Genomic DNA, 23,891 nt, shown 5'->3' on the forward strand with positions numbered 1-23,891 from the left:
TGCTGGCACTCTCGGACCGAGGGTGCCAGCCCCTGCACCCGGTGCGACCCCCGCGACGGCGTACCCCCGCAGGCCCCAACGTCAGCCCGAGCAACAACACCGAAAGTGGAGGTTGATCCGAGTGTCGGTCAACATCAAGCCTCTCGAGGACCGCATCGTCGTCAAGCCGCTCGACGCCGAGCAGACCACCGCCTCCGGCCTGGTCATCCCGGACACCGCCAAGGAGAAGCCCCAGGAGGGCGAGGTCCTCGCGCTGGGTCCCGGCCGCGTCGACGACAACGGCAACCGCGTCCCGCTCGACGTCGCCGTGGGCGACAAGGTCATCTACAGCAAGTACGGCGGCACCGAGGTCAAGTACGCCGGCGAGGAGTACCTCATCCTCTCCGCCCGCGACGTGCTCGCCGTCGTCTCCTGACCTGACGGTCACCCCGCACCGCCCGGGTCGTCCGCCCACGGTGAGCCCCGGCTCCCGGGGCGGACGACCTGCTTTTCCCACCACCCACTCTCACTGAGGAGAGCACCAGCCATGCCCAAGATCCTGGAGTTCGACGAGAGCGCCCGCCGCTCGCTCGAGCGCGGCGTCGACGCCCTCGCCAACGCCGTCAAGGTCACCCTCGGCCCCAAGGGCCGCTACGTCGTCCTCGACAAGAAGTGGGGTGCTCCGACCATCACCAACGACGGCGTGACCGTCGCCCGCGAGATCGAGCTCGACGACCCGTTCGAGAACCTCGGCGCCCAGCTGACCAAGGAGGTGGCCACCAAGACCAACGACGTCGCCGGTGACGGCACCACCACCGCCACCGTCCTGGCCCAGGCCATGGTCCACGAGGGCCTGCGCGCCGTGGCCGCCGGCGCCAACCCGATGGGCCTCAAGCGGGGCATGGACGCCGCCGCGGAGGCCGTCTCGGCCGCCCTGCTCGACGCCGCCCGCGAGGTCGAGACCCGCGAGGACATGGCCTCGGTCGGCACCATCTCCAGCCGCGACGCCCACATCGGCGACCTGCTCGCCGACGCCTTCGACAAGGTCGGCAAGGACGGCGTGATCACCGTCGAGGAGTCCAACACCATGGGCACCGAGCTGGAGTTCACCGAGGGCATGCAGTTCGACAAGGGCTACATCAGCCAGTACTTCGTCTCCGACCCCGAGCGCATGGAGGCCGTCCTCGACGACCCCTACATCCTCCTGCACCAGGGCAAGATCTCCTCGGTGGCCGACGTCCTGCCGCTGCTGGAGAAGGTCATCCAGGCCGGCAAGCCGCTGTTCATCCTCGCCGAGGACGTCGACGGCGAGGCGCTCTCGACCCTCGTGGTGAACAAGATCCGCGGCACCTTCAACGCCGTCGCGGTCAAGAGCCCCGCTTTCGGTGACCGCCGCAAGGCGATGATGCAGGACATCGCGACCCTCACCGGTGCGCAGGTCGTCGCCCCCGAGGTCGGCCTCAAGCTCGACCAGGTCGGCCTCGACGTGCTCGGCACCGCCCGCCGCGTCGTGGTGACCAAGGACAACACCACCATCGTCGACGGCGCGGGCGACCGCGCCGAGGTCGAGGCCCGGGTCAGCCAGATCAAGGCCGAGATCGAGTCCACCGACTCCGACTGGGACCGCGAGAAGCTGCAGGAGCGCCTGGCCAAGCTGGCCGGCGGCGTCTGCGTCATCAAGGTCGGCGCCGCCACCGAGGTGGAGCTGAAGGAGAAGAAGCACCGCATCGAGGACGCCGTCTCCGCGACCCGCGCCGCGATCGAGGAGGGCATCGTCCCCGGCGGCGGCTCGGCCATCATCCACGCCGTCTCCGTGCTGGCCGACGACCTCGGCCTCACCGGCGACGAGGCCACCGGCGTCCGCGTCGTCCGCAAGGCCGCCGACGAGCCGCTGCGCTGGATCGCCGAGAACGGCGGCGTCAACGGCTACGTCGTCACCACCAAGGTCCGCGAGCTCGGCGTCGGCAACGGCTACAACGCCGCCACCGGCGAGTACGGCGACCTCGTCGCCCAGGGCGTCCTCGACCCGGTCAAGGTCACCCGCTCCGCGCTCGTCAACGCGACCTCCATCGCCGCGATGCTGCTGACGACCGAGACCCTCGTCGTCGACAAGCCCGAGGACGAGGACGAGGCCGCCGCCGGCCACGGGCACGGCCACGGCCACTAGTCCTGTGGTCGCGCTCCGCGCGACGCCGTGAACCGGCCCGCCACGACCCCGGTCGTGGCGGGCCGGTCTGCGTCTCCGCGACCCCACGGCGGTCGAGGAAGCCGCGCCGTGGCTGACTCGCGACCGCGTCGTCCACAGGCGGCGGAGGTGGTCGTTTCCGCTCGCCCCGTCGCGGAATCCCTCGGTGACCTGCTGGACACCGACGGAGGAGGACGAGATGGATCTCGGGAGCTGCACGCACGAGGGGCGGGGTCGGCGGTGAACCCGCTGGGGGAGCCGTACGCCGGCAGCCCGGCCCCGCCGGAGCCGACGGAGACGATGTGGATCGACACCACCGTGCTCTACGCCGCCGCGCACGAGTGGGAGTGGGACGTGAGCCAAGCCCTGAGGGCCGCGTCCGACGCGGTCGCGGAGGGCGAGGGGATCGGGCGTCTCTTCGGTCGGGTCTTCGCCCCGGCCGGCGCCGCCCACGACGACTTCGCGGCCAACGCCGTGACGCAGCTGCGCGTCGGGTCGGCCGAGGCCGAGCGGGTCGGCACCGCCGTCCGCGCCACGGTCGACGACTGGGTGCGCACCGACGACGGAGCCGCGGAGAAGCAGCATCGAGCGGTGAACGACCGATGAGCGTCGTGGCGCCCGTTGGGCACCTGTTGTTCCACACGCCCGACGAGTGGGTCGCGGTGCTCGACGGCCTCTGCGAGGACTTCACCACCGCGCTCGACCGGGCTGTCACCGAGGCGACCAGGAAGATCGAGGAGTCCGGCCCCGGGACGCTCGAGGCGCTCGGCTTCGTCGCCGGCCCGACGCTGGGAGCACTCGGGCTCGTGGCCAGCGACCAGGCCAAGGAGGAGGCACGGGCCCGACTGGCCGCAGCCGCGCGGAGCATCACCGAGGACCTCGACCGGCTGCGCGCGAAGGTCTTCGACGAGGCCGACGGCCTCATGGGCGACCCCGCTCGACTCAAGCGAGCCTCCGAGCGCCTCGAGGACGCCAAGAGCGACCTCGACATCCTGCTCTCGGCCGTCCGCCGGAGCTCCACCCAGGTCGACCGCTACTGGCGCGGACAGGCCGAGCGCGCGTTCGCGTCAGCGACCGGGTTCCAGGTCGCAGCCGTGGCGCGGTACGTCGAGTGGCTGTCCACCGCCTCGACGACCCTGAGCTCGGTCGCCGAGTCGATCAAGCTGCTGTGGAGCGCCCTCGTCGACGTCCTCCGCGAGCTGGGCACCGGCCTGCTGCGCGACATCGCCTCGGCCTTCGACGTCGGCAACGTCTTCTCGTTCGAGATCGGTCCCGCGCTGTCGACCCTCGCCACGATCATCGACGCCGTCGCCGACGTGGGGCGCCTGGTGCGTGATGCCGCGGCCCGTGCCGAGACCACCATGACCACGCAGTGGGAGGTCATGGACTCCTCGCCCGAGGTGCCGGGCGGGCGGTGGCCGCTGGTCGACGACCTCGACCTCCATGACCTCAGCGACCCGAGCCGGTGGTCCCTGTGAGGGCCGCACGGGTCCTGGCCGCAGCCTTCGTCGCGGTGGCGGTGACGGGCTGCACCCCCCTGGTGGGCGGCGCCGGGGCCCCGCCACCGGCCACGGCGGAGGTCGGGGACGTCGGCCTGCCCGCGGTCGCCGACAACCCCCGCGCGCAGTGGAGCGACACGCTCGAGCTCCCCTTCCCGGGGGGCACCCTCCGCGTGGCGACGGGCGGTCCGGCCGTCACCCTGGTGCCGCCGCTCGACGCCGCCGACCTCCGCGACCGACCGGTCGAGGAGGGCGCGGAGGTGCGCGACATCGACTGGCGGGTCGTGCCCGAGGAGTCGCTGTCGCGGGTCCTCGGGGAGGTCAGTGGGGACGCGGCCCTGGGCGTCCGGGCCGGGGACCTGCTGGTCCCGCTCCGATCGCCGTTCCCCGGCGTCGACCACGTCGGCAGCGGCTCGGCCGGCGTGGTCGTGCCCGAGGGTGCCGAGCTGGCGTTCGTCGTCCGGCTCGCGGAGGGCACCACCCTCACGCTCCCCCTCGACGGACCCCACCGTGGCGACGCCGGCGTGGTCGCGGGACTGCGCGACGGGCTCACCGTGACCGAGGGCCGGTGCCGCGTGCTCGACCACGACGCCGTGCCCGAGTACAACCCGCCCGACCCCACCCGGCCGCTGCTGGAGGCGGCGGTGGTCGACTCGCCCTGGTGGCCGGGGCTCGGACTGGCCGCGCCAGGGCGGACGTGGCGCGGCGTGCGGGTGCTCGGTGCCTTCGGGCGCCTCGACCCCGACGACCTGGTGGAGACGTCTGCGCTCACCCTGGCCGGCGGGCGTCCCGTCACCGATCGGGCGGACCCCACGCCCTTCACCCGGTCGACCTCGTCCACCAGCGCCGTCTTCGACGTCCCCGCCGGTGGCGCCACGGCCGACCTGACCGTGGTCTCCGCCGACGGCGACGTCACCGCGACCTGTCGACCCCCCGCCGTCGTACCGCTGCCGCGCTGACAGGATCGCCGGGTGAAGGGAGCCGGCGTCGACGCACGAGCGGCGCTGGCCCTCCCGGTGGTCCTGGCCCTGCTGTCGATGCTGGGTCCGTTCGCCATCGACACGCCGTTCCCGGCGTTCGACCGGATGGAGGCCGACCTCGGCGTCGGCGGCGACCAGATGCAGCTCGTCGTCAGCGCCTACCTGCTGGCCTTCGGGTTGATGAGCCCGTTCCACGGCCCGATCTCCGACGCGGTGGGCCGGCGCCCGGTCATGGTGGCCGGCGTCTGCGTCTTCGCCCTGGCTTCGGTCGGCTGCGCGCTGGCGCCGTCCTTCGAGCTGCTGCTGGTGTGCCGGGTGCTGCAGGGCCTGAGCGCGGGCGGCGGGGTGATCGTCAGCCGGACCGTCGTCCGCGACCTGTACGACGGCGACACCGCCCAGCGCCTGATGAGCCGCATCATGATGATCTTCGGCGTCGCGCCGGCCCTGGCGCCGATCGTCGGCGGGCTGCTGCTGCAGGTCGGGCCGTGGCCGCTGGTCTTCTGGTTCCTCGGCGTGCTCGGCCTGCTGCTCGCCGTCGTCGTGGTGGTCCTGCTGCCCGAGACCCACCCGCCCGAGCGGCGACTGCCGTTCTCGGCGCGCTCGCTCGCCGGCAGCATGCTGGCCGTCGGCCGCCACGGCCGCTTCCACGTCGTCGCGTGGGCGGCGGCGCTGTCGTTCGCCGGGCAGTTCCTCTACATCGGCGCCGCGCCGATCTTCGTCGTCGACCTGCTGGGCCTGGGCGAGCTCGACTTCTGGGTCTTCTTCGTGCCGATGATCATCGGGCTGACGACCGGCGCCTGGATCAGCGGCCGTGCAGCCGGTCGCGTCCGTCGCGGCGTGCTCGTCACCGCTGCGATGTCGTTCGCGCTGGCCGGGGCGCTGGTCGGCGTCCTGCTGGCCGCTCTCCCGGCCACCCGGGCCGAGCTGCCGTGGGCCGTGCTCGGGCCCGCGCTCATCGCGGTCGGCACCGGCGCGGCGTACCCCTCCCAGCAGCTGCTGCTCCTCGACATGTTCCCCGCGGCCCGGGGCGCGGCGGTCTCGATGTTCACCTTCTTCACCCTGGTGCTCAACGCGGTCGTGGCCGGCGCGGTCGCCCCGCTGGTCACCGGTTCGGTGCTCTCGATGGCGGTGACCTCGGCCGCGCTGGTGGGCGCCGGCCTCGCCTCGTGGACGGCCCACCTGCTGACCGGCCGCCGGGCGCGGGAGCGCGCGGGCGCCGTACCCGCCCCCGTGCCCACCGAGTCGCTCTAGCCGTGGCGGCCAGCCCGGCCGAACCGCCCCCACCGACCTGCGTTCCGTGCCATCGTGGGACCCGTCAGCCCGGGCCGGGGAGGGAACGATGGAGGACAGCGCACCGGCGCGCCCGCGCCTGCTCGTGGGGCTGCTCGTCGGCCTGCTCGTGCTGCTCGTGGCCGTCGCCGGGATCCTGCTGCACGACCGTCGCAGCGTCCCCGGCGTCGAGGCCCGACGACCGGCCGACGTCGGGGCCCGCGGCTGGGGCGACGACGCGCCCGGACGCGCCGTGCTCGCGGCCCGCACCGCGGCCGAGACCTACTTCTCCGTCGACCACCGCACGGTGCGCGCCGACATGGACCGGATGCGCGCCCTCGGCACCCCCGCGTTCGACGACGCCTACGACACCGGCGCGCGGCGGCTGGCCGCCCGGGTGACCGACCAGCAGCTGACGCTGGTCGGCCAGGTGCCCGCCGACGGCGCGGCGACGGAGTACCTCACCAGCACCCGCGCGCGGGTGCTGGTGACGGTCGCGGTCACGACCTCGCGGGCCGGGGCCAGCCGCACCGGCGACTTCCGGACCCGGATCGGGCTCGACCTCGTCGACGGCGACTGGCTCGTCTCGAGCTTCGACGAGGTGGCCTGAGTGCCCGTCCTCGGTGACCGCCGCGTGCTGCTGCTCCTGGTCGGGGTGGTGGCTGCCTCGGTGCTGTGCGTCGTGCTCGCCGCGACCCGCCCCGGCGTGGCCGACGCGGGCGGTCCGCCGACGCCGGCGGACGCCGACGGGGCGGCGTACGTGCCGGCCGACCTGGTGGGGCCCGGCGGCGGCGCCGTGGCCGCGGCGGTCGAGGCGCTGCCCACCCTCGGCTACGACCACCGCGACCTGCCCGGCTCGCTGGAGGCCGCGACGCTGACCATGACGCCGCGCTTCGCCCGGACCTTCACCCGCTACTTCCGCCAGTCCATCCGCCCCCGCGCCGCCCAGCGGCGCGAGGTCGTGCGGGCGGTGGTGCGCGGCGCCGGCGTGGTGCGGACCCGCGGTGACGACCGGGCGCTGTGCCTGGTCTACCTCGACCAGCTCCTCGACCGCGAGCGCGGACGCGCCCTGGCCGAGCCGCGGCTGGTGGCCGCCGACAGCGTCCGGGTGCTGATGGTCCGCCGCGACGGCCGCTGGCTCGTCGACGGCGTCTCGGCCGTGGCCCGGCGCGCCGACCCGTAGTCCGCGGGTGACGCCCGCGAAACACCGGCGTTCCCGCCGCGCAACATGCCCACGGCACGGTGCGGAGCATGCTGTGGCGAGTGCGTGCGACCCTGCCCGACCGACCCGGCGCGCTCGCGGCCCTGGCCCGCGAGTGCGGAGGTGCGGGCGTCAACATCGCGGGGTTCCAGGCCTTCCCCGACCACGCCGAGGTCACCGACGAGCTCGTCCTGTCCACCCCCGAGGGCTGGACCGCGGGCGACCTGGTCGACCTGGTCGCCCGGGCCGACGGCACCGGCGTCGTCGCGGCGCCCTGCACGCCCGCGGCGCTGGCCGACCAGCCGACGCGGTACGTCGAGGCCTGCCGCGCGGTGCTGGCGCAGCCGGCCACGTTCCCCGACGTGGTGGCCCACCTCTTCGACGCCGAGACCCAGCCCGGCACCGAGGCCGAGGACGTGCTCGAGATGACCGTCGGCGACGTGCTGGTGCAGGTGCGCCGGGTCGCGCCCTTCACCGAGGTCGAGCGCGCCCGCGGCGCGGCGATCGCGGCGCTGGTCGGCGACGTGCTCGACCGCGACCGCCCCGCCTTCGCCCCCTCGGCCTCGCGCCGGATGGGCAGCGGCGCGATGCCGGCGTACGTCGTCGACGGCGCCGCGGTCACCGCCCTCGCCGAGGGCGTCGCGGTCGGGCGGGCCGTGGTCGTCCCCACCGGGGAGCCCGGTGTGCACGCCGTCGAGCTCGAGGTCGACGCCGCCCACCAGCGGCGCGGCATCGGCACCCGGCTGCTCGGCGACGCGGCCCGGCTGGCCCGCACCCTGGGTGCGACGGAGGTGCTGCTCACGACCGAGCACGACAACCGCGCGGTGCTGCCGATGGTGCTGGCCGCGGGGATGCGCGGCCGGATCCGGATGGCGGGGGAGACCCTCACGGTGCGGATCGCGGTGACCGACCTGCGCGTGCGGGAGGCCGACTCGGCGTGACCGGGCCCGCCGGTAGACTCGCAGGGTGGAGGTCCCTGAGAAGTTCGCCGCCCTCGGTCTCACCTACGACGACGTCCTGCTCCTGCCGGGGCACTCCGACCTCGCGCCCGACGAGATCGACACCCGCACCCGCCTGACCCGCGAGATCGAGATCAAGGTCCCCCTGGTCAGCGCGGCGATGGACACCGTCACCGAGTCCCGCATGGCCATCGCCATGGCCCGCCAGGGCGGCCTCGGCGTGCTGCACCGCAACCTCTCGATCGAGGACCAGGCCTACCAGGTCGACCTCGTCAAGCGCACCCAGACCGGCATCATCTCCAACCCGGTCACCATCGGCCCCGACGCGACGCTGGAGGAGCTCGACCGCATCTGCGGCGAGTACCGCGTCTCGGGCCTGCCGGTGGTCGACACGGACAACCGGCTCCTGGGCATCTGCACCAACCGCGACCTGCGGTTCACCCCCGTCGCGGAGTGGGCCACGACCAAGGTCGACGAGGTGATGACCCCGATGCCGCTGGTCACCGGGCCGGTCGGCATCTCCCGCGAGGAGGCGACCCTGCTGCTGCGCAGGCACAAGCGCGAGCGGCTCCCGCTGGTCGACGACCAGGGCCGCCTCGGCGGCCTCATCACGGTCAAGGACTTCGTCAAGGGCGAGCAGTTCCCGCTCGCCTCCAACGACGCCCACGGCCGGCTCATGGTCGGGGCGGCCATCGGCTACTTCGGCGACGCCTGGCACCGCGCGACCACCCTCATCGAGGCCGGCGTCGACGTGCTCGTCGCCGACACCGCCCACGGCAACGTGCGGATGCTGCTGGAGATGGTCGAGAGGCTCAAGAACGACCCCGCCACCCGCCACGTGCAGGTCATCGGCGGCAACGTCGCGACCCGCGAGGGCGCCCAGGCCTTCGTCGACGCCGGTGCCGACGCGGTCAAGGTCGGCGTCGGCCCGGGCTCCATCTGCACCACCCGCGTCGTCACCGGCGTCGGGGTGCCGCAGGTGACCGCCGTCTACGAGGCCTCCCTGGCCTGCAAGCCCGCCGGCGTCCCCGTCATCGCCGACGGCGGCATGAAGCACTCCGGCGAGATCGCCAAGGCCCTGGTCGCCGGCGCCGACTCCGTCATGGTCGGCTCGCTGCTCGCCGGGTGCGAGGAGTCGCCGGGCGAGCTGGTGTTCGTCAACGGCAAGCAGTTCAAGGCCTACCGCGGCATGGGCTCGCTCGGCGCGATGTCGAGCCGCGGCAAGAAGTCCTACTCCAAGGACCGCTACTTCCAGGCCGAGGTCACCAGCGACGACAAGATCGTCCCCGAGGGCATCGAGGGCCAGGTCGCCTACCGCGGACCCCTCGCCGCCGTCGCCCACCAGCTCATCGGCGGGCTCACGCAGTCGATGTTCTACGTCGGCGCCCGCACCGTGCCCGAGCTGCAGGACAAGGGCCGCTTCGTGCGCATCACCTCGGCCTCGCTGAAGGAGAGCCACCCGCACGACGTGCAGATGACGGTCGAGGCCCCCAACTACACCGGCGCCTGAGCCGAGCCCCGGCCACGGCTGCGTCGATCCGGGTCCGCCGGGGGTACGCCGACGACGACTGGCACGGCGGGCTGATGTGGGAGGCCCGGCCCGGGACCGGCCTCGACCGGGTCGGCCGGCGCCCGGGTCGCGCTGGCCGCGCACCGCATGCCCGTCGGCGTCGTCATGGCCGCGACCTGCAGCGGGGTCGCCGAGGTCGCCGACGAGGTCCGGGCCGACCCGCGAGGACACGTGCGCCGCCGGCGGCGCCCGCCGCGGGCCGTGGGAGACTGCCGCCCGTGACCGAGATCCAGATCGGGCAGGCCAAGCGCGCCCGGCGCGCCTACTCCTTCGACGACATCGCGATCGTGCCCTCCCGGCGCACCCGCGACCCCGAGGAGGTCAGCGTCGCGTGGCAGATCGACGCCTACCGCTTCGAGCTGCCCGTCCTGGCCGCGCCGATGGACTCGGTGATGTCGCCCGCGACCGCCATCGCGGTCGGGCGCCACGGCGGCCTGGGCGTGCTCAACCTCGAGGGCCTCTGGACGCGGTACGACGACCCGTCCGACCTCCTCGCCGAGGTGGCCGCGCTCGAGGGCGTCGAGGCCACGGCCCGGCTGCAGGAGATCTACACCGAGCCGGTCAGGGCCGAGCTCATCACCGAGCGCGTGCGCGAGGTCCGCGACGCCGGCGTCACCGTCGCGGGCGCGCTGTCGCCGCAGCGCACCAAGGAGTTCGCCAAGACGGTGGTCGACGCCGGCGTCGACATGTTCGTCATCCGCGGCACGACGGTGAGCGCCGAGCACGTCTCGTCGCAGGCCGAGCCGCTCAACCTCAAGGAGTTCATCTACGAGCTCGACGTGCCGGTCATCGTCGGCGGTTGCGCCACCCACCAGGCGGCGCTGCACCTGATGCGCACCGGGGCGGCCGGCGTGCTGGTCGGGTTCGGCGGGGGAGCGGCCCACACCACCCGCAGCGTCCTCGGCGTCGCCGTGCCCATGGCCAGCGCGGTGGCCGACGTCGCCGCGGCCCGCCGCGACTACCTCGACGAGTCCGGCGGCCGCTACGTCCACGTCATCGCCGACGGCTCCATCGGCACCTCCGGCGACCTGGCCAAGGCCATCGCCTGCGGCGCCGACGCGGTCATGGTCGGCTCGCCGTTCGCCCGGGCCACCGACGCGCCCGGCCACGGCTTCCACTGGGGCACCGAGGCCCACCACGAGGAGCTGCCGCGCGGCCAACGGGTCCGCTTCGAGCAGGTCGGCACGCTCGAGGAGGTGCTCCTCGGCCCGTCGCGCGTCGCCGACGGCACGATGAACCTCGTCGGCGCGCTGCGGCGCTCGATGGCCACCACCGGCTACACCGACCTCAAGGAGTTCCAGCGGGTCGAGGTCGTCGTCGGCTGAGCTCCCCGCCGCCGGTCAGGCCGACCAGCGCGTGGCGTCGTGCACGAGGTCGGCCATCTTGGTGACCCCGCGCAGGTCGCGCCGCTCGTCGAGCAGCGCGGTGACCGAGGCGGTCCACCGGTCGACGGCCTCGGCCCGCTTGGCGTCGGGCTCGGTGCGTCCGAGGGCGGGGCGGCGGGTGCTGGGCTGGGCGGTCGTGGGCATGTCGTCCTCCGGGGCAATGTCTAGTAACTAGGTTCAGTTATACCAGTATCCCGGGCCGGACCCCGGGCTCCTAGGGTGAGGACATGGCCACCCGAGCGCTGACCGCCGTCTGGCTGGGCGGCCTCGACCTGCGGTGCTGGTGGGAGCAGGACGCCGACGAGGCGGCGTACGCCGCGAGCCTGGTGAAGCTGCCGCTGGCCACCGCGGCCGAGGCGCTGGGTGACGAGCTCGACGAGCCGGTGGTGGTGCACGACGAGTTCGACTCGGCCGTCGCGGGGCAGCGGTTCCGCCTCGAGCGCGAGGACGACCAGGACGACGCCACGTGGGACGCGCTCGGCGAGGGGGTCACGCTGCGCGAGCTGCGTCGACGCGCCGTGGTGGACTCCAGCAACATCGCCGCCAACCTGCTGCTGGAGGTGGTCGGGGTGCCCGCGGTCCAGGACGTGCTGCGCGCGGCCGGCACGAGCGCCCGCACCACGGTCACCCGCGGGATCGGTGATCTCGCGGCCCGCGAGGCCGGCCTGGCCAACGAGGTGACCGCCCGCGACGTCGCCCGGCTGCTGGCCGCGACGCCCCCCGCCGTCGAGGACCTGATGCGCGACCAGGCCCACCGCGACGGCATCCCGGCCGGGCTGCCGCCCGGCACGCCCGTGGCCAACAAGACGGGCTGGGTCGACGGGCTCGCCCACGACGCCGCCGTCGTGCGGCCGACGGCCGAGCAAGGGGGCGACCCGTTCCTGCTCGTCGTCCTGGTCGTTGCCGCCGACGACGACACGGCCGACGAGGCCGACCTGCAGCGGCGCGTCGCCGCGGTCGCCGCCGAGGCGTGGGAGCGGCGCCGATGAGCACGCCCGTCGTCGAGGCGATCCGCACGCGGCGGCTGAGCGTGCCGCTGCACACCCCGTTCGTCACCGCCCTGCGTCGTACGACGACGGCCGAGACGCTGCTCGTCGAGGTCGTCGACTCCGACGGGGCCAGCGGGTGGGGCGAGGCCCCGCAGGTCTGGCAGGTCACCGGCGACTCCATCGCCGGGTCGGAGGCCTGCCTGGCCGGCCCACTGGCCGACGCCCTGGTCGGGCGCCCGGCCGACCCCCGCGAGTCCGCCTCGCTCGTGCAGCGGGCGGTCGTGGGCAACCGGTCGGCCAAGATGGCGCTCGACGTGGCGCTCCACGACCTCGCGGCCCGCCGCGCCGGGCTCACCCTGGCCGACCACCTCGCCGCCTGGGCCGGCCGCCCCGGTCAGGCCGCGCCCGGGGTGCGCACCGACGTCACCCTCGCCGCCGGGTCGCCCGCCGAGCTGGCCGCGGCCGCCGTGGCCCGGGTGGCCGACGGGTTCGGCACCCTCAAGCTCAAGGTCGGCACCGACGCCGCCACCGACGTCGCCCGGGTGCTCGCGGTGCGGGCGGCGGTGGGGGGCGGGGTGGCGCTGCGCCTCGACGCCAACCAGGGCTGGGACGCCTTCGAGGCGGTCCGGGTCATCGGCGCCCTCGAGGCCGCCGGGGCCGACGTCGAGCTGGTCGAGCAGCCGGTGCCCGCCGCCGACGTGCTCGGCCTGGCCCACGTCACCGCCCACGTCGAGACGCCGGTGATGGCCGACGAGAGCGTGTTCGTGCTCGAGGACCTCGTCGAGGTCGTCCGTCACGACGCCGCCGACCTGGTCAACGTCAAGCTGGCCAAGTGCGGTGGCCTCACGCCCGCGCTCGAGCTGCTGCACGTCGCCCACCTGCACGGCTTCGGCACCATCGTCGGGTCGATGATGGAGACCCACGTCGGCATCGGCGCCGCCGCGGCCCTGGTCGCGGGGGCGGGCGCCACCCAGCTGCCCGACCTCGACGCCGCCTGGTGGGCCACCGCGTCGCCGTACGTCGGCGGGCCGGCGTACGTCGGCGACGAGGTGGTCCTGCCCGACCGGCCCGGCCTGGGCATCGACGGAACGAGGGAGACATGAGAGCGATCCGCACGACCGGCCTGCGGGCCGAGCCCCGCGACGACGCCGAGCAGGTGAGCCAGCTGCTGCCCGGCGAGCACGTCGAGGTCCGCTCGCGCCGCGACGACTGGCTCGAGGTCGTCGCCACCGGCCAGTGGTCGGCCAAGGACCCCGTCGGCTACCCCGGGTGGGCGCGGGCCGACGACCTCGCGCTCGACGAGGACAGCGTGCTGGCGATCGCCCGCACCTACCTCGACGTGCCCTACACGTGGGGCGGCCTGACCCACGACGGCATCGACTGCTCGGGCCTGGTGCACGCCTCCTTCCGCGCCGTCGGGGTCCGGGTGCCGCGCGACGCCTCCGACCAGGCCGCGCGCTGCGAGCCCGTCGCGCTCGGCAACGAGAAGGTCGGCGACCTGTGGTTCTTCGCCCGCGACGGCGAGGGCACCCGCATCACCCACGTCGGGTTCGTCACCGGGCCCGACACGATGCTGCACGCCCCCGACTCCGGCGAGCGCCGGTACGTCGTCGAGGAGCCGCTGCCCGCCGGGCGGCGCGCGACGCTGGTGGCGGCCGGGCGGTTCTGACCCCGTGGTCCTGGCCGGCCGGGCTCAGGTGTGGCGGACCGCCACCTGGCCGGCCTCGACCTCCCACCGCTCGTCCAGCCGTACGCCGGCGAGCAGCCGTCGGTCGTGGGAGACGAGCAGCAGCGCGCCGTCGTAGGAGTCGAGGGCCTGCTCGAGCTGCTCGATCGCGGGCAGGTCGAGGTGGTTGGTCGGCTCGTCGAGGACGAGCAGGTTGACCCCGCGGGCCTGCAGCAGCGCCATCGCGGCCCGGGTGCGCTCGCCGGGGGAGAGGCGCCCCACGAGGCTGGCGACCTGGTCGGCCTTCAGCCCGAACTTGGCCAGCAGCGTGCGCACCTCGGCCTGCGTCCAGTCGGGCACGACCGCCTCGAACGCCTCGCCCAGCGGCAGGTCGTCGGCCAGCCCGGTGCGGGCCTGGTCGATCACCCCGACCGCGACCGACGCGCCGAGCGAGGCCCGGCCCTCGTCGGGGGCGTCGTCGCCGAGGAGCAGGCGGAGCAGGGTCGTCTTGCCGGCGCCGTTGGGGCCGGTGATGCCGATGCGCCGGCGGGCCTCGACCTGGACCGAGACGGGGCCGAGGGTGAAGTCGCCCAGGTGCCGGGTTGCGCCGTCGAGCGTGGCCACGACCGCGCTGGAGCGGGGCGCGGCGGCGATGTCGAACTGCAGCACCCACTCCTTGCGGGGCTCCTCGACCTCGTCCAGGCGCGCGATGCGCGACTCCATCTGCCGCACCTTCTGCGCCTGCTTCTCCGAGGACTCCGACTGCGCCCGCCGCCGGATCTTGTCGTTGTCGGGGCTCTTGCGCATCGCGTTGCGGACGCCCTGGCTGCTCCACTCGCGCTGGGTGCGGGCGCGCGAGACGAGGTCGGCCCGGGTGGCGGCGTACTCCTCGTAAGCCTCGCGGGCGTGCCGCCGCGCCACCGCCCGCTCCTCGAGGTAGGACTCGTAGCCGCCGTCGTGCACGGCCACCTGGTGCTGGGCGAGGTCGAGCTCGACGACGCGGGTGACGCACCGGGCCAGGAACTCGCGGTCGTGGCTGACCAGCACCACCCCACCGCGCAGCCCCAGCACGAACGCCTCGAGCCGAGCGAGCCCGTCGAGGTCGAGGTCGTTGGTCGGCTCGTCGAGCAGCACCACGTCGAACCGGCTCAGCAGCAGCGCCGCCAGCGCGACCCGGGCCGCCTGCCCGCCGGACAGGCTGGTCATCAGGGCCTCGCCGCCGACGTCGAGGCCGAGGTCGGCCAGCACGGGCCCGATGCGGTCGTCGAGGTCGGCCGCCCCGCTCGCCATCCACCGGTCGAACGCGGTCGCGTAGGCGTCGTCGGCGCCCGGGGTGCCGGAGCCCAGCGCGGCCGCGGTCACCTCCATCGCGCGCGTCGCCTCGGCGGCGCCGGTGCGGCGGGCGACGTACGCCGCCACGGTCTCGCCCGGCACCCGCTCGTGCTCCTGCGGCAACCACCCCACGAACGCGTCCGCCGGCGCCAGGCTCACGCTGCCCGCCTGCGGCGCGGCCCGCCCGGCCAGCAACCGCAGCAGCGTCGACTTGCCCGCCCCGTTGGCCCCCACGACCCCGACCACGTCACCCGGCGCGACGGTGAGGTCGAGGCCCTCGAACAACGTCCGGTGCCCGTGGCCCCCGGCCAGGTCCTTCGCAACGAGGGTGGCACTCACGGGCCGATCGTAGTGAGGGTGGCCGCGGGTGGGGTGAGGCGAGGCGGCCACACGGTGGTCGAGGAGGGCGCTGGCGACCGCACCTCACGGTGGTCGAGGAGGTCGCGCTGACGACCGGACCCCACGGTGGTCGAGGAGGTCGCGCTGACGACCGCACCCCACGGTGGTCGAGGAGGTCGCGCTGACGATCGGACCCCACGGTGGTCGAGGAGGTCGCGCTAGCGACCGTCTCGAGACCACATCACCGCACCTCACGGTGGTCGAGGAGGTCGCGCTGACGACCGGACCCCACGGTGGTCGAGGAGGTCGCGCTAGCGACCGTCTCGAGACCACGCGACGGCGGCCTCGTCCTCTCCTCGTGACTGCTGCGCCGACCAGCACCGGCTCGCGAGCCGCGGCAGCAGGTCCCACCGCCCGGCGATCAGCGCCTCCCGCTTGAGCCGTCCCCACCCCTGCACGCGCTTCTCGAACTCGAAGGCGTCTCGCACCGAGGCGAACTCCGCGCACCACGCCAGCTCGACCGGACGCCTGCCTCGGGTGTACGCCGCGCCCAGGCCCTCCTGGTGCTGACCCATCCGTCGTTCGAGGTCGATGGTGCTGCCGACGTGATAGGTGCGGTCGCTGCAGCGGAGGATGTAGGTCCAGGCCATGCGGTCGAGCGTGGACGGAGGTGCCCTGCGGGTCCAGGGGCGCGATCGGGCCTGTGGATGAGGTCCGGCGGTTAGGTCTCGAGACGGTCGCTAGCGCGACCTCCTCGACCACCGTGGGGTGCGGTTGTGTGGTCGCGAGACGGTCGCCAGCGCGACCTCCTCGACCACCGTGGGGTGCGGTTGTGTGGTCGCGAGACGGTCGTTGGCGCTCCCCCTCGGCCACCGCGAGGGCCGCCGGCGTCTACGCGGCCTCGACCACCGTGGGCCGGGCCCGGGACGGCGAACGCCCCCGGCCGAGGCCGGGGGCGTCCTGGGTGGATCAGGTCAGCGGAACTTCACGGTGTAGTCGCCGACCTTGACCTGGCCGACGGTGACCGTGCCGGTGGTCTCGCCGTCGTAGACGACGCCGAAGCCGCCCACCCGGCCGTTGACGGGGACGGTGACGGACTTGGTGAAGGTGCCGTTCTTGTTGTCGACGCCCTTGTCGGTCGGGTCGCCGTCGAAGGTGTTGTAGAACTGGCCGGCGATCTCGTAGAAGACGCGCGGGGAGCCGGCGCCGTACACCGCGCCGTTGGCCAGCGCGTAGGTGAAGGACACCGTCTGCCCTGCCTGCACGGGGACGTCGAGGTTGGCGATCTCGACCGAGGTGCCGCCCTCGGTCGCGGTCAGGCCGACCGTGGTGTCGTCGAGGATGGCCGAGCCCGGGTTGGCCTTGAAGTTGGTGTTGGCCCCGCTCGAGTCCTGCGCCTCGAGGGCGTCGAGGCGGGCGTCGAGGGCGCCGTTGGAGGCGGCGAGCTCGGACTTGGTCGCGGCGCTGTCGAGCAGCCGCTTGAGGCCCGGACCCATGTCCTGGCGCTGGAGCGTGCCGTTCTTGATGTCGATCGACTTCACGCTGTTGTTCTTGATGTCGCGCGAGTCGATGAGGTTGGCGGCGACGGCGTTGGAGCCGCCGGCGAGCACGCCGAAGACGGCGGCGGCGGCGACGACGGTGGTGATGCGGTGGGCCACGGGGTCTCTCCCTTGAGTGTGCGGTCCGGACCGCTGAACCGTGCCACGGGCCCTCGCCCCGTGTGGGGGTTTTGTGAAGACTGGTCTCAGCCCACGTCGACGTGTGCCCGCTCGACCACGGCGCCGAGGTCGAGGCCCGGGGGCAGGGTGCCCAGGGCGCCGCCCCAGTCGCGGCCGAGGCGGGAGGCGCAGAACGCGTCGGCGACGGCGGCGGGCGCGTGGCGGACCAGCAGCGAGCCCTGGAGCACCAGGGCGAGCTGCTCGACGACCCGGCGGGCGCGCAGCTCGAGCTCGGCGCCGTCGGAGAGCTCCTTCTTGACCATCGCCACCGCGTCGTCGAGGCGGTGGTCGGCGCCGGCGGCGAGCTCGACCTCGGTGAAGAAGTGCTCGACCGACGCGGGCTCGCGGCCCATCGCGCGCAGGGCGTCGAGGGCGGCGACGTTGCCGGAGCCCTCCCAGATCGAGAGCAGCGGCAGCTCGCGGTAGATGCGCGGCAGGCCCGACTCCTCGACGTACCCGTTGCCGCCGAGGCACTCCATCGCCTCGCCGGCGTGCGCGGGGCCGCGCTTGCAGACCCAGTACTTCGACACCGCCAGGGCCAGCCGCCGGAACGACGCCTCGTCGGCGTCACCGCGCGTCGCCCGGTCGGTGGCACCGGCCAGCCGCATCGCGACCGTGGTCGCGGCCTCGGACTCCACGACGAGGTCGGCCAGCACGTTGCGCATCAGCGGCTGGTCGACCAGGTGCTTGCCGAAGGCGGAGCGGTGGCGGGCGTGGTGCACCGCGGCCACGGTGGCGGTGCGCATGCCCGAGGCCGTGCCGAGGGTGCAGTCGAGGCGGGTCATGTTGACCATCTCGACGATGGTCCGCACACCGCGGCCCTCCTCGCCGACCAGCCAGGCCGCGGCACCGTCGTACTCGATCTCCGAGGAGGCGTTGGACTTGTTGCCCAGCTTGTCCTTGAGCCTCATCAGGTGCATGGGGTTGCGCGAGCCGTCGGGCAGCACGCGCGGCACGAGGAAGCACGACAACCCGCCCGGGGCGTGCGCGAGCGCGAGGAACACGTCGGACATCGGCGCCGAGGTGAACCACTTGTGGCCGGTCAGCCGGTAGGTGCCGTCGGCCTGCGGCACCGCCTGCGTGGTGCCCGCCCGCACGTCGGACCCGCCCTGCTTCTCGGTCATCGACATGCCGGCGACCAGCCCCGCCTTGTCCGCCGGTACGGCGAGCACGGGGTCGTAGGCACGCGCGGTCAGCAGCGGCTCGTACGTCGACGCGAGGTCGGGCGCGGCCCGGAGGGCGGGGACGACGGCGTAGGTCATCGAGACCGGGCAGCCGTGTCCGGCGTCGACGTTCCAGACCAGGAACTTCGCGGCCCGGGCCACGTGGGCGCCGTCGCGGTCGTCGGCCCACGGGGCGCCGGCGAGCCCCTGCTCGACGGCGGTGCGCATCAGCTGGTGGTAGGCCGGGACGTACTCGACCTCGTCGACCCGGTGCCCCCAGCGGTCGTGGGTGCGCAGCACGGGCGGGACGCGCTCGGCCAGGCGCCCCCACTCCTGCGCCTCTGTGCTGCCGGCCAGCCGGCCCAGGGCGTGCACCTCCTCGGCCGCCCAGCCCGCGCCCTCCCGATCGAGCGCCGCCAGCAGGGCAGGGTCCTGGGCGGTGTCGTGCCCGACGAGCGGCGGGACCTGGTTGGTGACCTCGTGGGTGGCGGGCATCAGCGGGCTCCTAGGGATCGGACGACGAAGGCGGACAGCGCGGGGACGGTGCCCACGGGCGCGCGGCCCATGTCGTCACCGACGTGGAGGGGGACGACGAGGGCCTCGGCCATGGCGCCGACGACGCCCGCGGCGGAGACCTGGGGGTCCTGGGGCGGCAGCTCGCCCGCGGCCACCGCGTCGGCGACGAGGCGCGCGAAGATGTCGCGGTAGGCCGCCCGGTAGGCCAGGCGCTCGGCCTCGACCTGCGGGTCGACGGGCTCGGCGATGAGCGCCCAGGCCAGCCGCGGGGCGCGGAACGCCCGCCGGGCGAAGGTGGTCACGCACGCCTCGACCCGCTCGGCGACGGTGCCCGGCCCGGCCGCCGCCGCGGCGACCGCGTCGACCTCGCGCTGGGTCGCGGCGCGGAACACCTCGGCGAACAGCGCACCCTTGTCGGGGAAGTGGCGGTAGACCGTGCCGGTCGCCACCCCCGCCGCCGCGGCCACCAGGGCGACCGAGCAGCCGGCGTACCCGCGCTCGGCGACCAGGGTGTGCGCGGCCTCGACGATCGCGGTCCGGGTCGCGTCGAGCCGCTCCTGGACGGCGGCGGTGCGGCGGTAGGGCACCGAACAAGTGAACTGCGGTTCAGTGCTTCGCGCAAGCACGCTACGGTCCCGTCGTGGCGATGACCTCCCCCCGCGGCGGCCCCGGTCCGTTCTCCGGGTTCCTCGGCTTCCGGTTCGAGCGCGCCGACGCCGACGGCGCCCGGATGACGGCGGTGCCCGCGGCCGAGCACTGCAACGGCGGCGGCATCGTGCACGGCGGCTACCTCGCCGCGCTGCTCGACAGCACCACCGGCTGGGCCGTCCACGCCGCGCTGCCCGAGGGGGCGGCCGCCCCGCACGTGCAGCTCACCGTGCAGTACGTGCGCGCCGCCCTGCCCGACCGCGAGCTGGTCTGCGAGGCGCAGGTCGTCGCCGCCGGCCGCCGGATCGCCTCCGCCCGCGCCGAGCTGCGGCAGGGCGAGCGGATCGTCGCCACCGCCGTCTCGAGCCACGCGGTCCTGACGGGCGGCTGACCCGACCGCTTGGTGGCACCCCGGCGCCCGGGTCCTCGCACGGGTCCGGGTCAGGACGGGAGCGGGGACCCCGGGTACGACGACCCGCGGGCCCGCACGAGGGCCTCCTCGCACCGGCGCACCTGGCGCCGCGTCGGCCACACGTCGACGGCGAAGAGCGCGACGGTCACGACCGCGGAGACGAGGAAGACGGTGTAGCCGTCGGTCTCGACCACGAAGGCCGCCGCCACGCCGAAGAAGACGACGGACTCCGACAGGCTGGCGCGCAGCATGGTCGAGGCGCGGACGAAGGCGGCGAGCTCGACCGCCTGCGGGCGAGACCCCACCCGGGAGCCGATGGTCCGGTTGAGCAGGTGCACCACCACGCCGTACGCCACGAGGCCGAGGTAGGCACCCCAGGGCGACCCCACGGGCGGACCCGGCTCCGGGTCGGACGAGACCAGGACGAAGGACAGGGCGAGGGCGAGGAACGGGACGACGCCGAGCATCGTGCCGACGGTGATCCGGAGCGGGGTGAGGTCCACCCCGGCGGCCTACCCGGCTTGAGCGCGGCCACGCCTTGACAACCGACGCCGCTGTGTAAAGCGCCACAGAAGTGACCGACCGGTAGTCGCCGAGACCGCGGTCACATACTCTCGGTATATGACCTCCTCCTCGAGCTCCCCGAGTCCCGCCGGCGGACCCCTGGTGGGAGGTCCGGCCGACCCGGAGCACGACCCGAACGCGGCGTACGCCCTCGAGCCGGCGTACGTCGAGCGCCTCACCTCGCGCATCCTGGCCACCACCGGCACCACCAAGCCGCTGACCAGCCCGCTCGACGGCGCGCCGCTGGCCCACGTGCCCCAGTCGAGCGCCGACGACGTGGCGGAGGCCTTCGCCCGCGCCCGCCGGGCCCAGGCGTCGTGGGCCCGGGTGCCGCTCGACGAGCGCGCGGCGATGCTGCTGCGCCTGCACGACATCGTGCTCGACCGCCAGGACGAGATCCTCGACCTGGTCGTGCTCGAGAGCGGCAAGGCCCGCAAGCACGCCTTCGACGAGCCGGTGCACATCGCGCTCACCGCGCGCTACTACGCCCGCACCGCCCACCAGCACCTCGACACGCGCCGGGTCAAGGGTGTCGTGCCCGGCCTCACCCGGGTCGAGGTCAACCGCGTGCCCAAGGGCGTCGTCGGCATCATCTCGCCCTGGAACTACCCCTTCACGATGGCGCTGTGCGACGGCCTGCCGGCCCTGCTCGCCGGCAACGCGGTGGTCACCAAGCCCGACGCGCAGACCATGCTCACCGCGCTGCTCGGCGCGCGGCTGCTCGAGGAGGCCGGGTTCCCGGCCGACCTGTGGCAGGTCGTCGCCGGCGCCGGCCGCGAACTCGGCACCCCGATCATCGAGCGCTCCGACTACGTCTGCTTCACCGGCTCCACCGCCACCGGCAAGGTCATCGCCCGGCAGTGCGCGGAGCGCCTCATCGGCTGCTCGCTCGAGCTCGGTGGCAAGAACCCGATGCTCGTGCTCCGCGACGCCGACCTCGAGCGGGCCGCCGAGGGCGCCGTCCGGGCGTCGTTCTCCAACGCCGGCCAGCTGTGCGTGTCGATGGAGCGGATGTACGTCGCCGACCAGGTCTACGACCGCTTCGTCGAGCGGTTCGTGGCCCGCACCGAGGCGATGACGCTGGGCGCCACGCTCGGCTGGGAGAACGACATGGGCTCCCTCATCAGCCAGGACCAGCTCGACACGGTCGTCGCCCACGTCGAGGACGCCGTGGCCAAGGGGGCGCGGGTCCTCGCCGGCGGCCGGGCCCGCCCCGACCTCGGGCCCTACTTCTTCGAGCCGACCATCCTCGAGGGCGTCACGCCCGAGATGACCTGCTTCGGCCAGGAGACCTTCGGCCCGGTCGTCTCGCTCTACCGCTTCCACGACGAGGCCGACGCGGTCGCTCGCGCCAACGACGGCGAGTACGGCCTGAACGCCTCGGTCTGGACCCAGGACGGCGCCCGCGGCCGTGAGGTCGCCCGCGCCGTCAAGTGCGGCACCGTCAACGTCAACGAGGCCTTCGGGGCGACGTTCGCCAGCATCGACTCGCCCATGGGCGGCATGCGCGAGTCGGGCATGGGCCGCCGCCAGGGCGCCGAGGGGATCCGCCGCTACACCGAGTCGCAGTCGGTCGCGACGCAGCGCGGGCTGCGGCTCGCGCCGGTCCTCGGCATGTCCGACGAGACCTACGCCAAGGTCATGACCGCCAACCTCCGCCTCATGAACAAGCTGGGAAGGGCCTGAACTGCCATGAGTGAGCACGAGCACGACTTCGACGTCCTCATCGTGGGGTCCGGCTTCGGCGGCTCCGTCGCCGCCCTGCGCCTGACCGAGAAGGGCTACCGCGTCGGCGTCCTCGAGGCCGGTCCGCGCTTCGAGGACGACGACTTCTCCTCCGGCACCCTCGACGTGACCCGCTACCTGTGGGCCCCCGCCCTCGGCTGCTACGGCATCCAGCGCATCGATGCCCTGCGCGACACCCTCATCGTCGCCGGTGCCGGCGTCGGTGGCGGCTCCCTGGTCTACGCCAACACGCTCTACGAGCCGCTCGAGCAGTTCTACCGCGACCCGCAGTGGTCGGGCATCACGGACTGGAAGGACGAGCTCGCCCCGTTCTACGACCAGGCCAAGCGGATGCTCGGCGTCGTCGACAACCCCGTCCGCACGCCCGCCGACGACGTCATGGAGGAGGTCGCCGGCGAGATGGGGGTGGCCGACACCTTCCGCCCGACGCCGGTCGGCGTGTTCTTCGGAGGCCCCGGCGCCCAGCCCGGCGAGAAGATCGCCGACCCGTTCTTCGGGGGCGAGGGCCCCGACCGCAACGCCTGCCTCAACTGCGGCGAGTGCATGTCGGGCTGCCGCCACAACGCCAAGAACACCCTGGTCAAGAACTACCTGTACCTGGCCGAGAAGCGCGGCGCGAAGGTCCTGCCGCTCACCACCGTCACCCGCGTCACGCCCCGCGACGGCGGCGGGTACGACGTCGACGTCAAGTACACCAAGGCCAAGCGCGCCACGGCCAGGACGACCCGCACCCTCACCGCCGAGCACGTCATCATGGCCGCGGCCGCCCTCGGCACCCAGAAGCTGCTGCACCGGATGAAGGACGAGGGCCACCTGCCCCGGCTGTCCGAGCGGCTGGGCTACCTCTCGCGCACCAACTCCGAGTCGATCCTCGGTGCCATCGCCCCCAAGAGCGACACCACCGACTACTCCTACGGCGTCGCGATCACCTCGAGCTTCCACCCCGACGAGCACACCCACATCGAGCCGTGCCGCTACGGCAAGGGCTTCAACACCATGGCCATGCTGCAGACGGTGCTCACCGACGGTGACGGACCCATCCCGCGCTGGCAGACGTGGATGCGGGAGATGTGGAAGGAGAAGAGGAACCTCCTCAACCTCTACGACCTCAAGCACTGGTCCGAGCGCACCGTCATCGCCCTGGTGATGCAGAGCCTCGACAACTCCATCACCACCTACGGCAAGAAGACCCGGTTCGGGTGGCGGATGACCTCGCGCCAGGGCCACGGCGCCCCCAACCCGACCTGGATCCCCGCGGCCAACGAGGCGGTGCGCCGCATCGCGGGCGTGCTCGGCGGCACCGCCGGCGGCAACATCGGCGAGCCGTTCAACATGCCGCTCACCGCCCACTTCATCGGCGGCTGCGCCATCGGCACCTCGCCCGAGACCGGTGTCGTCGACGCCTACCAGCGCGTCTACGGCCACCCCGGCCTGCACGTCGCCGACGGGTCGGCCATCTCGGCCAACCTCGGCGTCAACCCGTCGCTGACCATCACCGCGCAGGCCGAGCGCGCCATGTCGTTCTGGCCCAACAAGGGCGAGACCGACCCGCGCCCCGCCCTGGGCGAGGACTACCGCCGCCTCGAGCCCGTCGAGCCCCGCCACCCGGCGGTCCCGCCCACGGCGTACGGCGCCCTGCGGCTGCCCATCGTCGGCGTCTCCTGACGCCCGCGAGGGCGGTGGTCCAGACCGGTCGGAGATCGCGACGAAAAACTTCGTGACCGGCCGTAACCCCCGCCCGAGGCCCTCGTTGAGCCTGTGAACTCGGTGT

General features: G+C 74.0%; 24 protein-coding genes. 17 read left to right on the forward strand and 7 right to left on the reverse strand.

The annotated features are described in order from the left end of the window. Nucleotides 1–121 precede the first annotated feature (121 nt). From groES to FJQ57_RS04800, 11 genes are all read left to right on the forward strand, one after another. On the forward strand, nucleotides 122–415 hold the full coding sequence (groES, locus tag FJQ57_RS04750) for a co-chaperone GroES (RefSeq protein ID WP_139978034.1): 294 nt from the start codon (nucleotides 122–124) through the stop codon (nucleotides 413–415). Nucleotides 416–526: 111 nt separating this feature from the next. Beyond that, on the forward strand, nucleotides 527–2,146 hold the full coding sequence (gene groL / locus FJQ57_RS04755; protein ID WP_139978035.1) for a chaperonin GroEL: 1,620 nt from the start codon (nucleotides 527–529) through the stop codon (nucleotides 2,144–2,146). A 258-nt stretch (nucleotides 2,147–2,404) separates the two neighbouring features. Then, nucleotides 2,405–2,770, forward strand: coding sequence for a hypothetical protein (locus tag FJQ57_RS04760; RefSeq protein WP_139978036.1), 366 nt, complete (start codon nucleotides 2,405–2,407; stop codon nucleotides 2,768–2,770). After that, a complete protein-coding gene (locus FJQ57_RS04765; RefSeq protein WP_139978037.1) occupies nucleotides 2,767–3,642 on the forward strand; it encodes a WXG100 family type VII secretion target in 876 nt (291 codons plus the stop codon). The genes FJQ57_RS04760 and FJQ57_RS04765 overlap by 4 nt, the downstream gene beginning before the upstream one ends. After that, the gene (locus FJQ57_RS04770; protein WP_139978038.1) at nucleotides 3,639–4,622 is read left to right on the forward strand and encodes a hypothetical protein; all 984 of its coding nucleotides are present in this window, start codon (nucleotides 3,639–3,641) and stop codon (nucleotides 4,620–4,622) included. The genes FJQ57_RS04765 and FJQ57_RS04770 overlap by 4 nt, the downstream gene beginning before the upstream one ends. A 12-nt stretch (nucleotides 4,623–4,634) precedes the next feature. Next, on the forward strand, nucleotides 4,635–5,894 hold the full coding sequence (locus FJQ57_RS04775) for a multidrug effflux MFS transporter (protein WP_211348745.1): 1,260 nt from the start codon (nucleotides 4,635–4,637) through the stop codon (nucleotides 5,892–5,894). Between the two features lie 88 nt (nucleotides 5,895–5,982). Beyond that, a complete protein-coding gene (locus tag FJQ57_RS04780; RefSeq protein WP_139978039.1) occupies nucleotides 5,983–6,522 on the forward strand; it encodes a hypothetical protein in 540 nt (179 codons plus the stop codon). Then, nucleotides 6,523–7,095, forward strand: coding sequence for a hypothetical protein (locus FJQ57_RS04785; protein WP_139978040.1), 573 nt, complete (start codon nucleotides 6,523–6,525; stop codon nucleotides 7,093–7,095). Nucleotides 7,096–7,163: 68 nt separating this feature from the next. Beyond that, nucleotides 7,164–8,054 (forward strand): GNAT family N-acetyltransferase, encoded by an 891-nt coding sequence (locus tag FJQ57_RS04790; RefSeq protein WP_139978041.1) that lies wholly within the window; start codon nucleotides 7,164–7,166, stop codon nucleotides 8,052–8,054. Nucleotides 8,055–8,079: 25 nt separating this feature from the next. Beyond that, on the forward strand, nucleotides 8,080–9,582 hold the full coding sequence (gene guaB, locus FJQ57_RS04795) for an IMP dehydrogenase (protein ID WP_139978042.1): 1,503 nt from the start codon (nucleotides 8,080–8,082) through the stop codon (nucleotides 9,580–9,582). A gap of 278 nt (nucleotides 9,583–9,860) precedes the next feature. Continuing rightward, nucleotides 9,861–10,967 (forward strand): GuaB3 family IMP dehydrogenase-related protein, encoded by a 1,107-nt coding sequence (locus FJQ57_RS04800; RefSeq protein WP_139978043.1) that lies wholly within the window; start codon nucleotides 9,861–9,863, stop codon nucleotides 10,965–10,967. Nucleotides 10,968–10,982: 15 nt separating this feature from the next. Here the strand turns inward: FJQ57_RS04800 and FJQ57_RS04805 are convergent, their stop codons facing one another. Beyond that, complete coding sequence (locus FJQ57_RS04805; protein WP_139978044.1) at nucleotides 10,983–11,171, reverse strand: hypothetical protein; 189 nt, start codon at nucleotides 11,169–11,171, stop codon at nucleotides 10,983–10,985. An 83-nt stretch (nucleotides 11,172–11,254) separates the two neighbouring features. Here FJQ57_RS04805 and FJQ57_RS04810 point away from each other — a divergent pair, with 83 nt between their 5' ends. The 3 genes from FJQ57_RS04810 to FJQ57_RS04820 are packed head-to-tail and all read left to right on the forward strand — an operon-like array spanning nucleotide 11,255 to nucleotide 13,685. Then, entirely contained in the window at nucleotides 11,255–12,016 is a 762-nt protein-coding gene (locus FJQ57_RS04810; RefSeq protein WP_139978045.1) for a serine hydrolase, read from the forward strand. After that, the gene (locus tag FJQ57_RS04815) at nucleotides 12,013–13,119 is read left to right on the forward strand and encodes a dipeptide epimerase (RefSeq protein ID WP_139978046.1); all 1,107 of its coding nucleotides are present in this window, start codon (nucleotides 12,013–12,015) and stop codon (nucleotides 13,117–13,119) included. The genes FJQ57_RS04810 and FJQ57_RS04815 overlap by 4 nt, the downstream gene beginning before the upstream one ends. Continuing rightward, entirely contained in the window at nucleotides 13,116–13,685 is a 570-nt protein-coding gene (locus FJQ57_RS04820; RefSeq protein WP_139978047.1) for a C40 family peptidase, read from the forward strand. The genes FJQ57_RS04815 and FJQ57_RS04820 overlap by 4 nt, the downstream gene beginning before the upstream one ends. Nucleotides 13,686–13,709: 24 nt before the next feature. Here FJQ57_RS04820 and FJQ57_RS04825 read toward each other — a convergent pair whose 3' ends face one another. The 5 genes from FJQ57_RS04825 to FJQ57_RS04845 all read right to left on the reverse strand — a co-directional run bounded on the left by FJQ57_RS04825 (nucleotide 13,710) and on the right by FJQ57_RS04845 (nucleotide 19,337). After that, complete coding sequence (locus tag FJQ57_RS04825) at nucleotides 13,710–15,353, reverse strand: ABC-F family ATP-binding cassette domain-containing protein (protein ID WP_139978048.1); 1,644 nt, start codon at nucleotides 15,351–15,353, stop codon at nucleotides 13,710–13,712. 311 nt (nucleotides 15,354–15,664) lie between these two features. After that, complete coding sequence (locus FJQ57_RS04830) at nucleotides 15,665–16,003, reverse strand: GIY-YIG nuclease family protein (protein ID WP_139978049.1); 339 nt, start codon at nucleotides 16,001–16,003, stop codon at nucleotides 15,665–15,667. A gap of 324 nt (nucleotides 16,004–16,327) precedes the next feature. Then, on the reverse strand, nucleotides 16,328–17,011 hold the full coding sequence (locus FJQ57_RS04835; protein ID WP_139978050.1) for a hypothetical protein: 684 nt from the start codon (nucleotides 17,009–17,011) through the stop codon (nucleotides 16,328–16,330). Between the two features lie 86 nt (nucleotides 17,012–17,097). Beyond that, nucleotides 17,098–18,729 (reverse strand): acyl-CoA dehydrogenase family protein, encoded by a 1,632-nt coding sequence (locus FJQ57_RS04840; RefSeq protein WP_139978051.1) that lies wholly within the window; start codon nucleotides 18,727–18,729, stop codon nucleotides 17,098–17,100. Beyond that, nucleotides 18,729–19,337, reverse strand: a complete 609-nt coding sequence (locus tag FJQ57_RS04845; RefSeq protein WP_139978052.1) for a TetR/AcrR family transcriptional regulator — start codon at nucleotides 19,335–19,337, stop codon at nucleotides 18,729–18,731. The genes FJQ57_RS04840 and FJQ57_RS04845 overlap by 1 nt, the downstream gene beginning before the upstream one ends. A gap of 59 nt (nucleotides 19,338–19,396) precedes the next feature. Between FJQ57_RS04845 and FJQ57_RS04850 the strand changes: the two genes are divergently transcribed. After that, a complete protein-coding gene (locus FJQ57_RS04850) occupies nucleotides 19,397–19,789 on the forward strand; it encodes a PaaI family thioesterase (protein WP_246081676.1) in 393 nt (130 codons plus the stop codon). Between the two features lie 50 nt (nucleotides 19,790–19,839). Here the strand turns inward: FJQ57_RS04850 and FJQ57_RS04855 are convergent, their stop codons facing one another. Next, nucleotides 19,840–20,313, reverse strand: a complete 474-nt coding sequence (locus FJQ57_RS04855) for a hypothetical protein (protein WP_139978054.1) — start codon at nucleotides 20,311–20,313, stop codon at nucleotides 19,840–19,842. A 118-nt stretch (nucleotides 20,314–20,431) separates the two neighbouring features. On the opposite strand from FJQ57_RS04855, the gene FJQ57_RS04860 reads away from it, so the two are divergent. After that, nucleotides 20,432–22,060: a succinic semialdehyde dehydrogenase gene (locus FJQ57_RS04860; protein WP_139978055.1), complete on the forward strand. Its 1,629-nt coding sequence runs from the start codon at nucleotides 20,432–20,434 to the stop codon at nucleotides 22,058–22,060. Between the two features lie 6 nt (nucleotides 22,061–22,066). Next, the gene (locus FJQ57_RS04865) at nucleotides 22,067–23,785 is read left to right on the forward strand and encodes a GMC family oxidoreductase N-terminal domain-containing protein (RefSeq protein ID WP_139978056.1); all 1,719 of its coding nucleotides are present in this window, start codon (nucleotides 22,067–22,069) and stop codon (nucleotides 23,783–23,785) included. Nucleotides 23,786–23,891: the final 106 nt, after the last annotated feature.

It is taken from the genome of Nocardioides litoris (genome assembly GCF_006346315.1).
Taxonomy (GTDB): Bacteria; Actinomycetota; Actinomycetes; order Propionibacteriales; family Nocardioidaceae; genus Nocardioides; species Nocardioides litoris.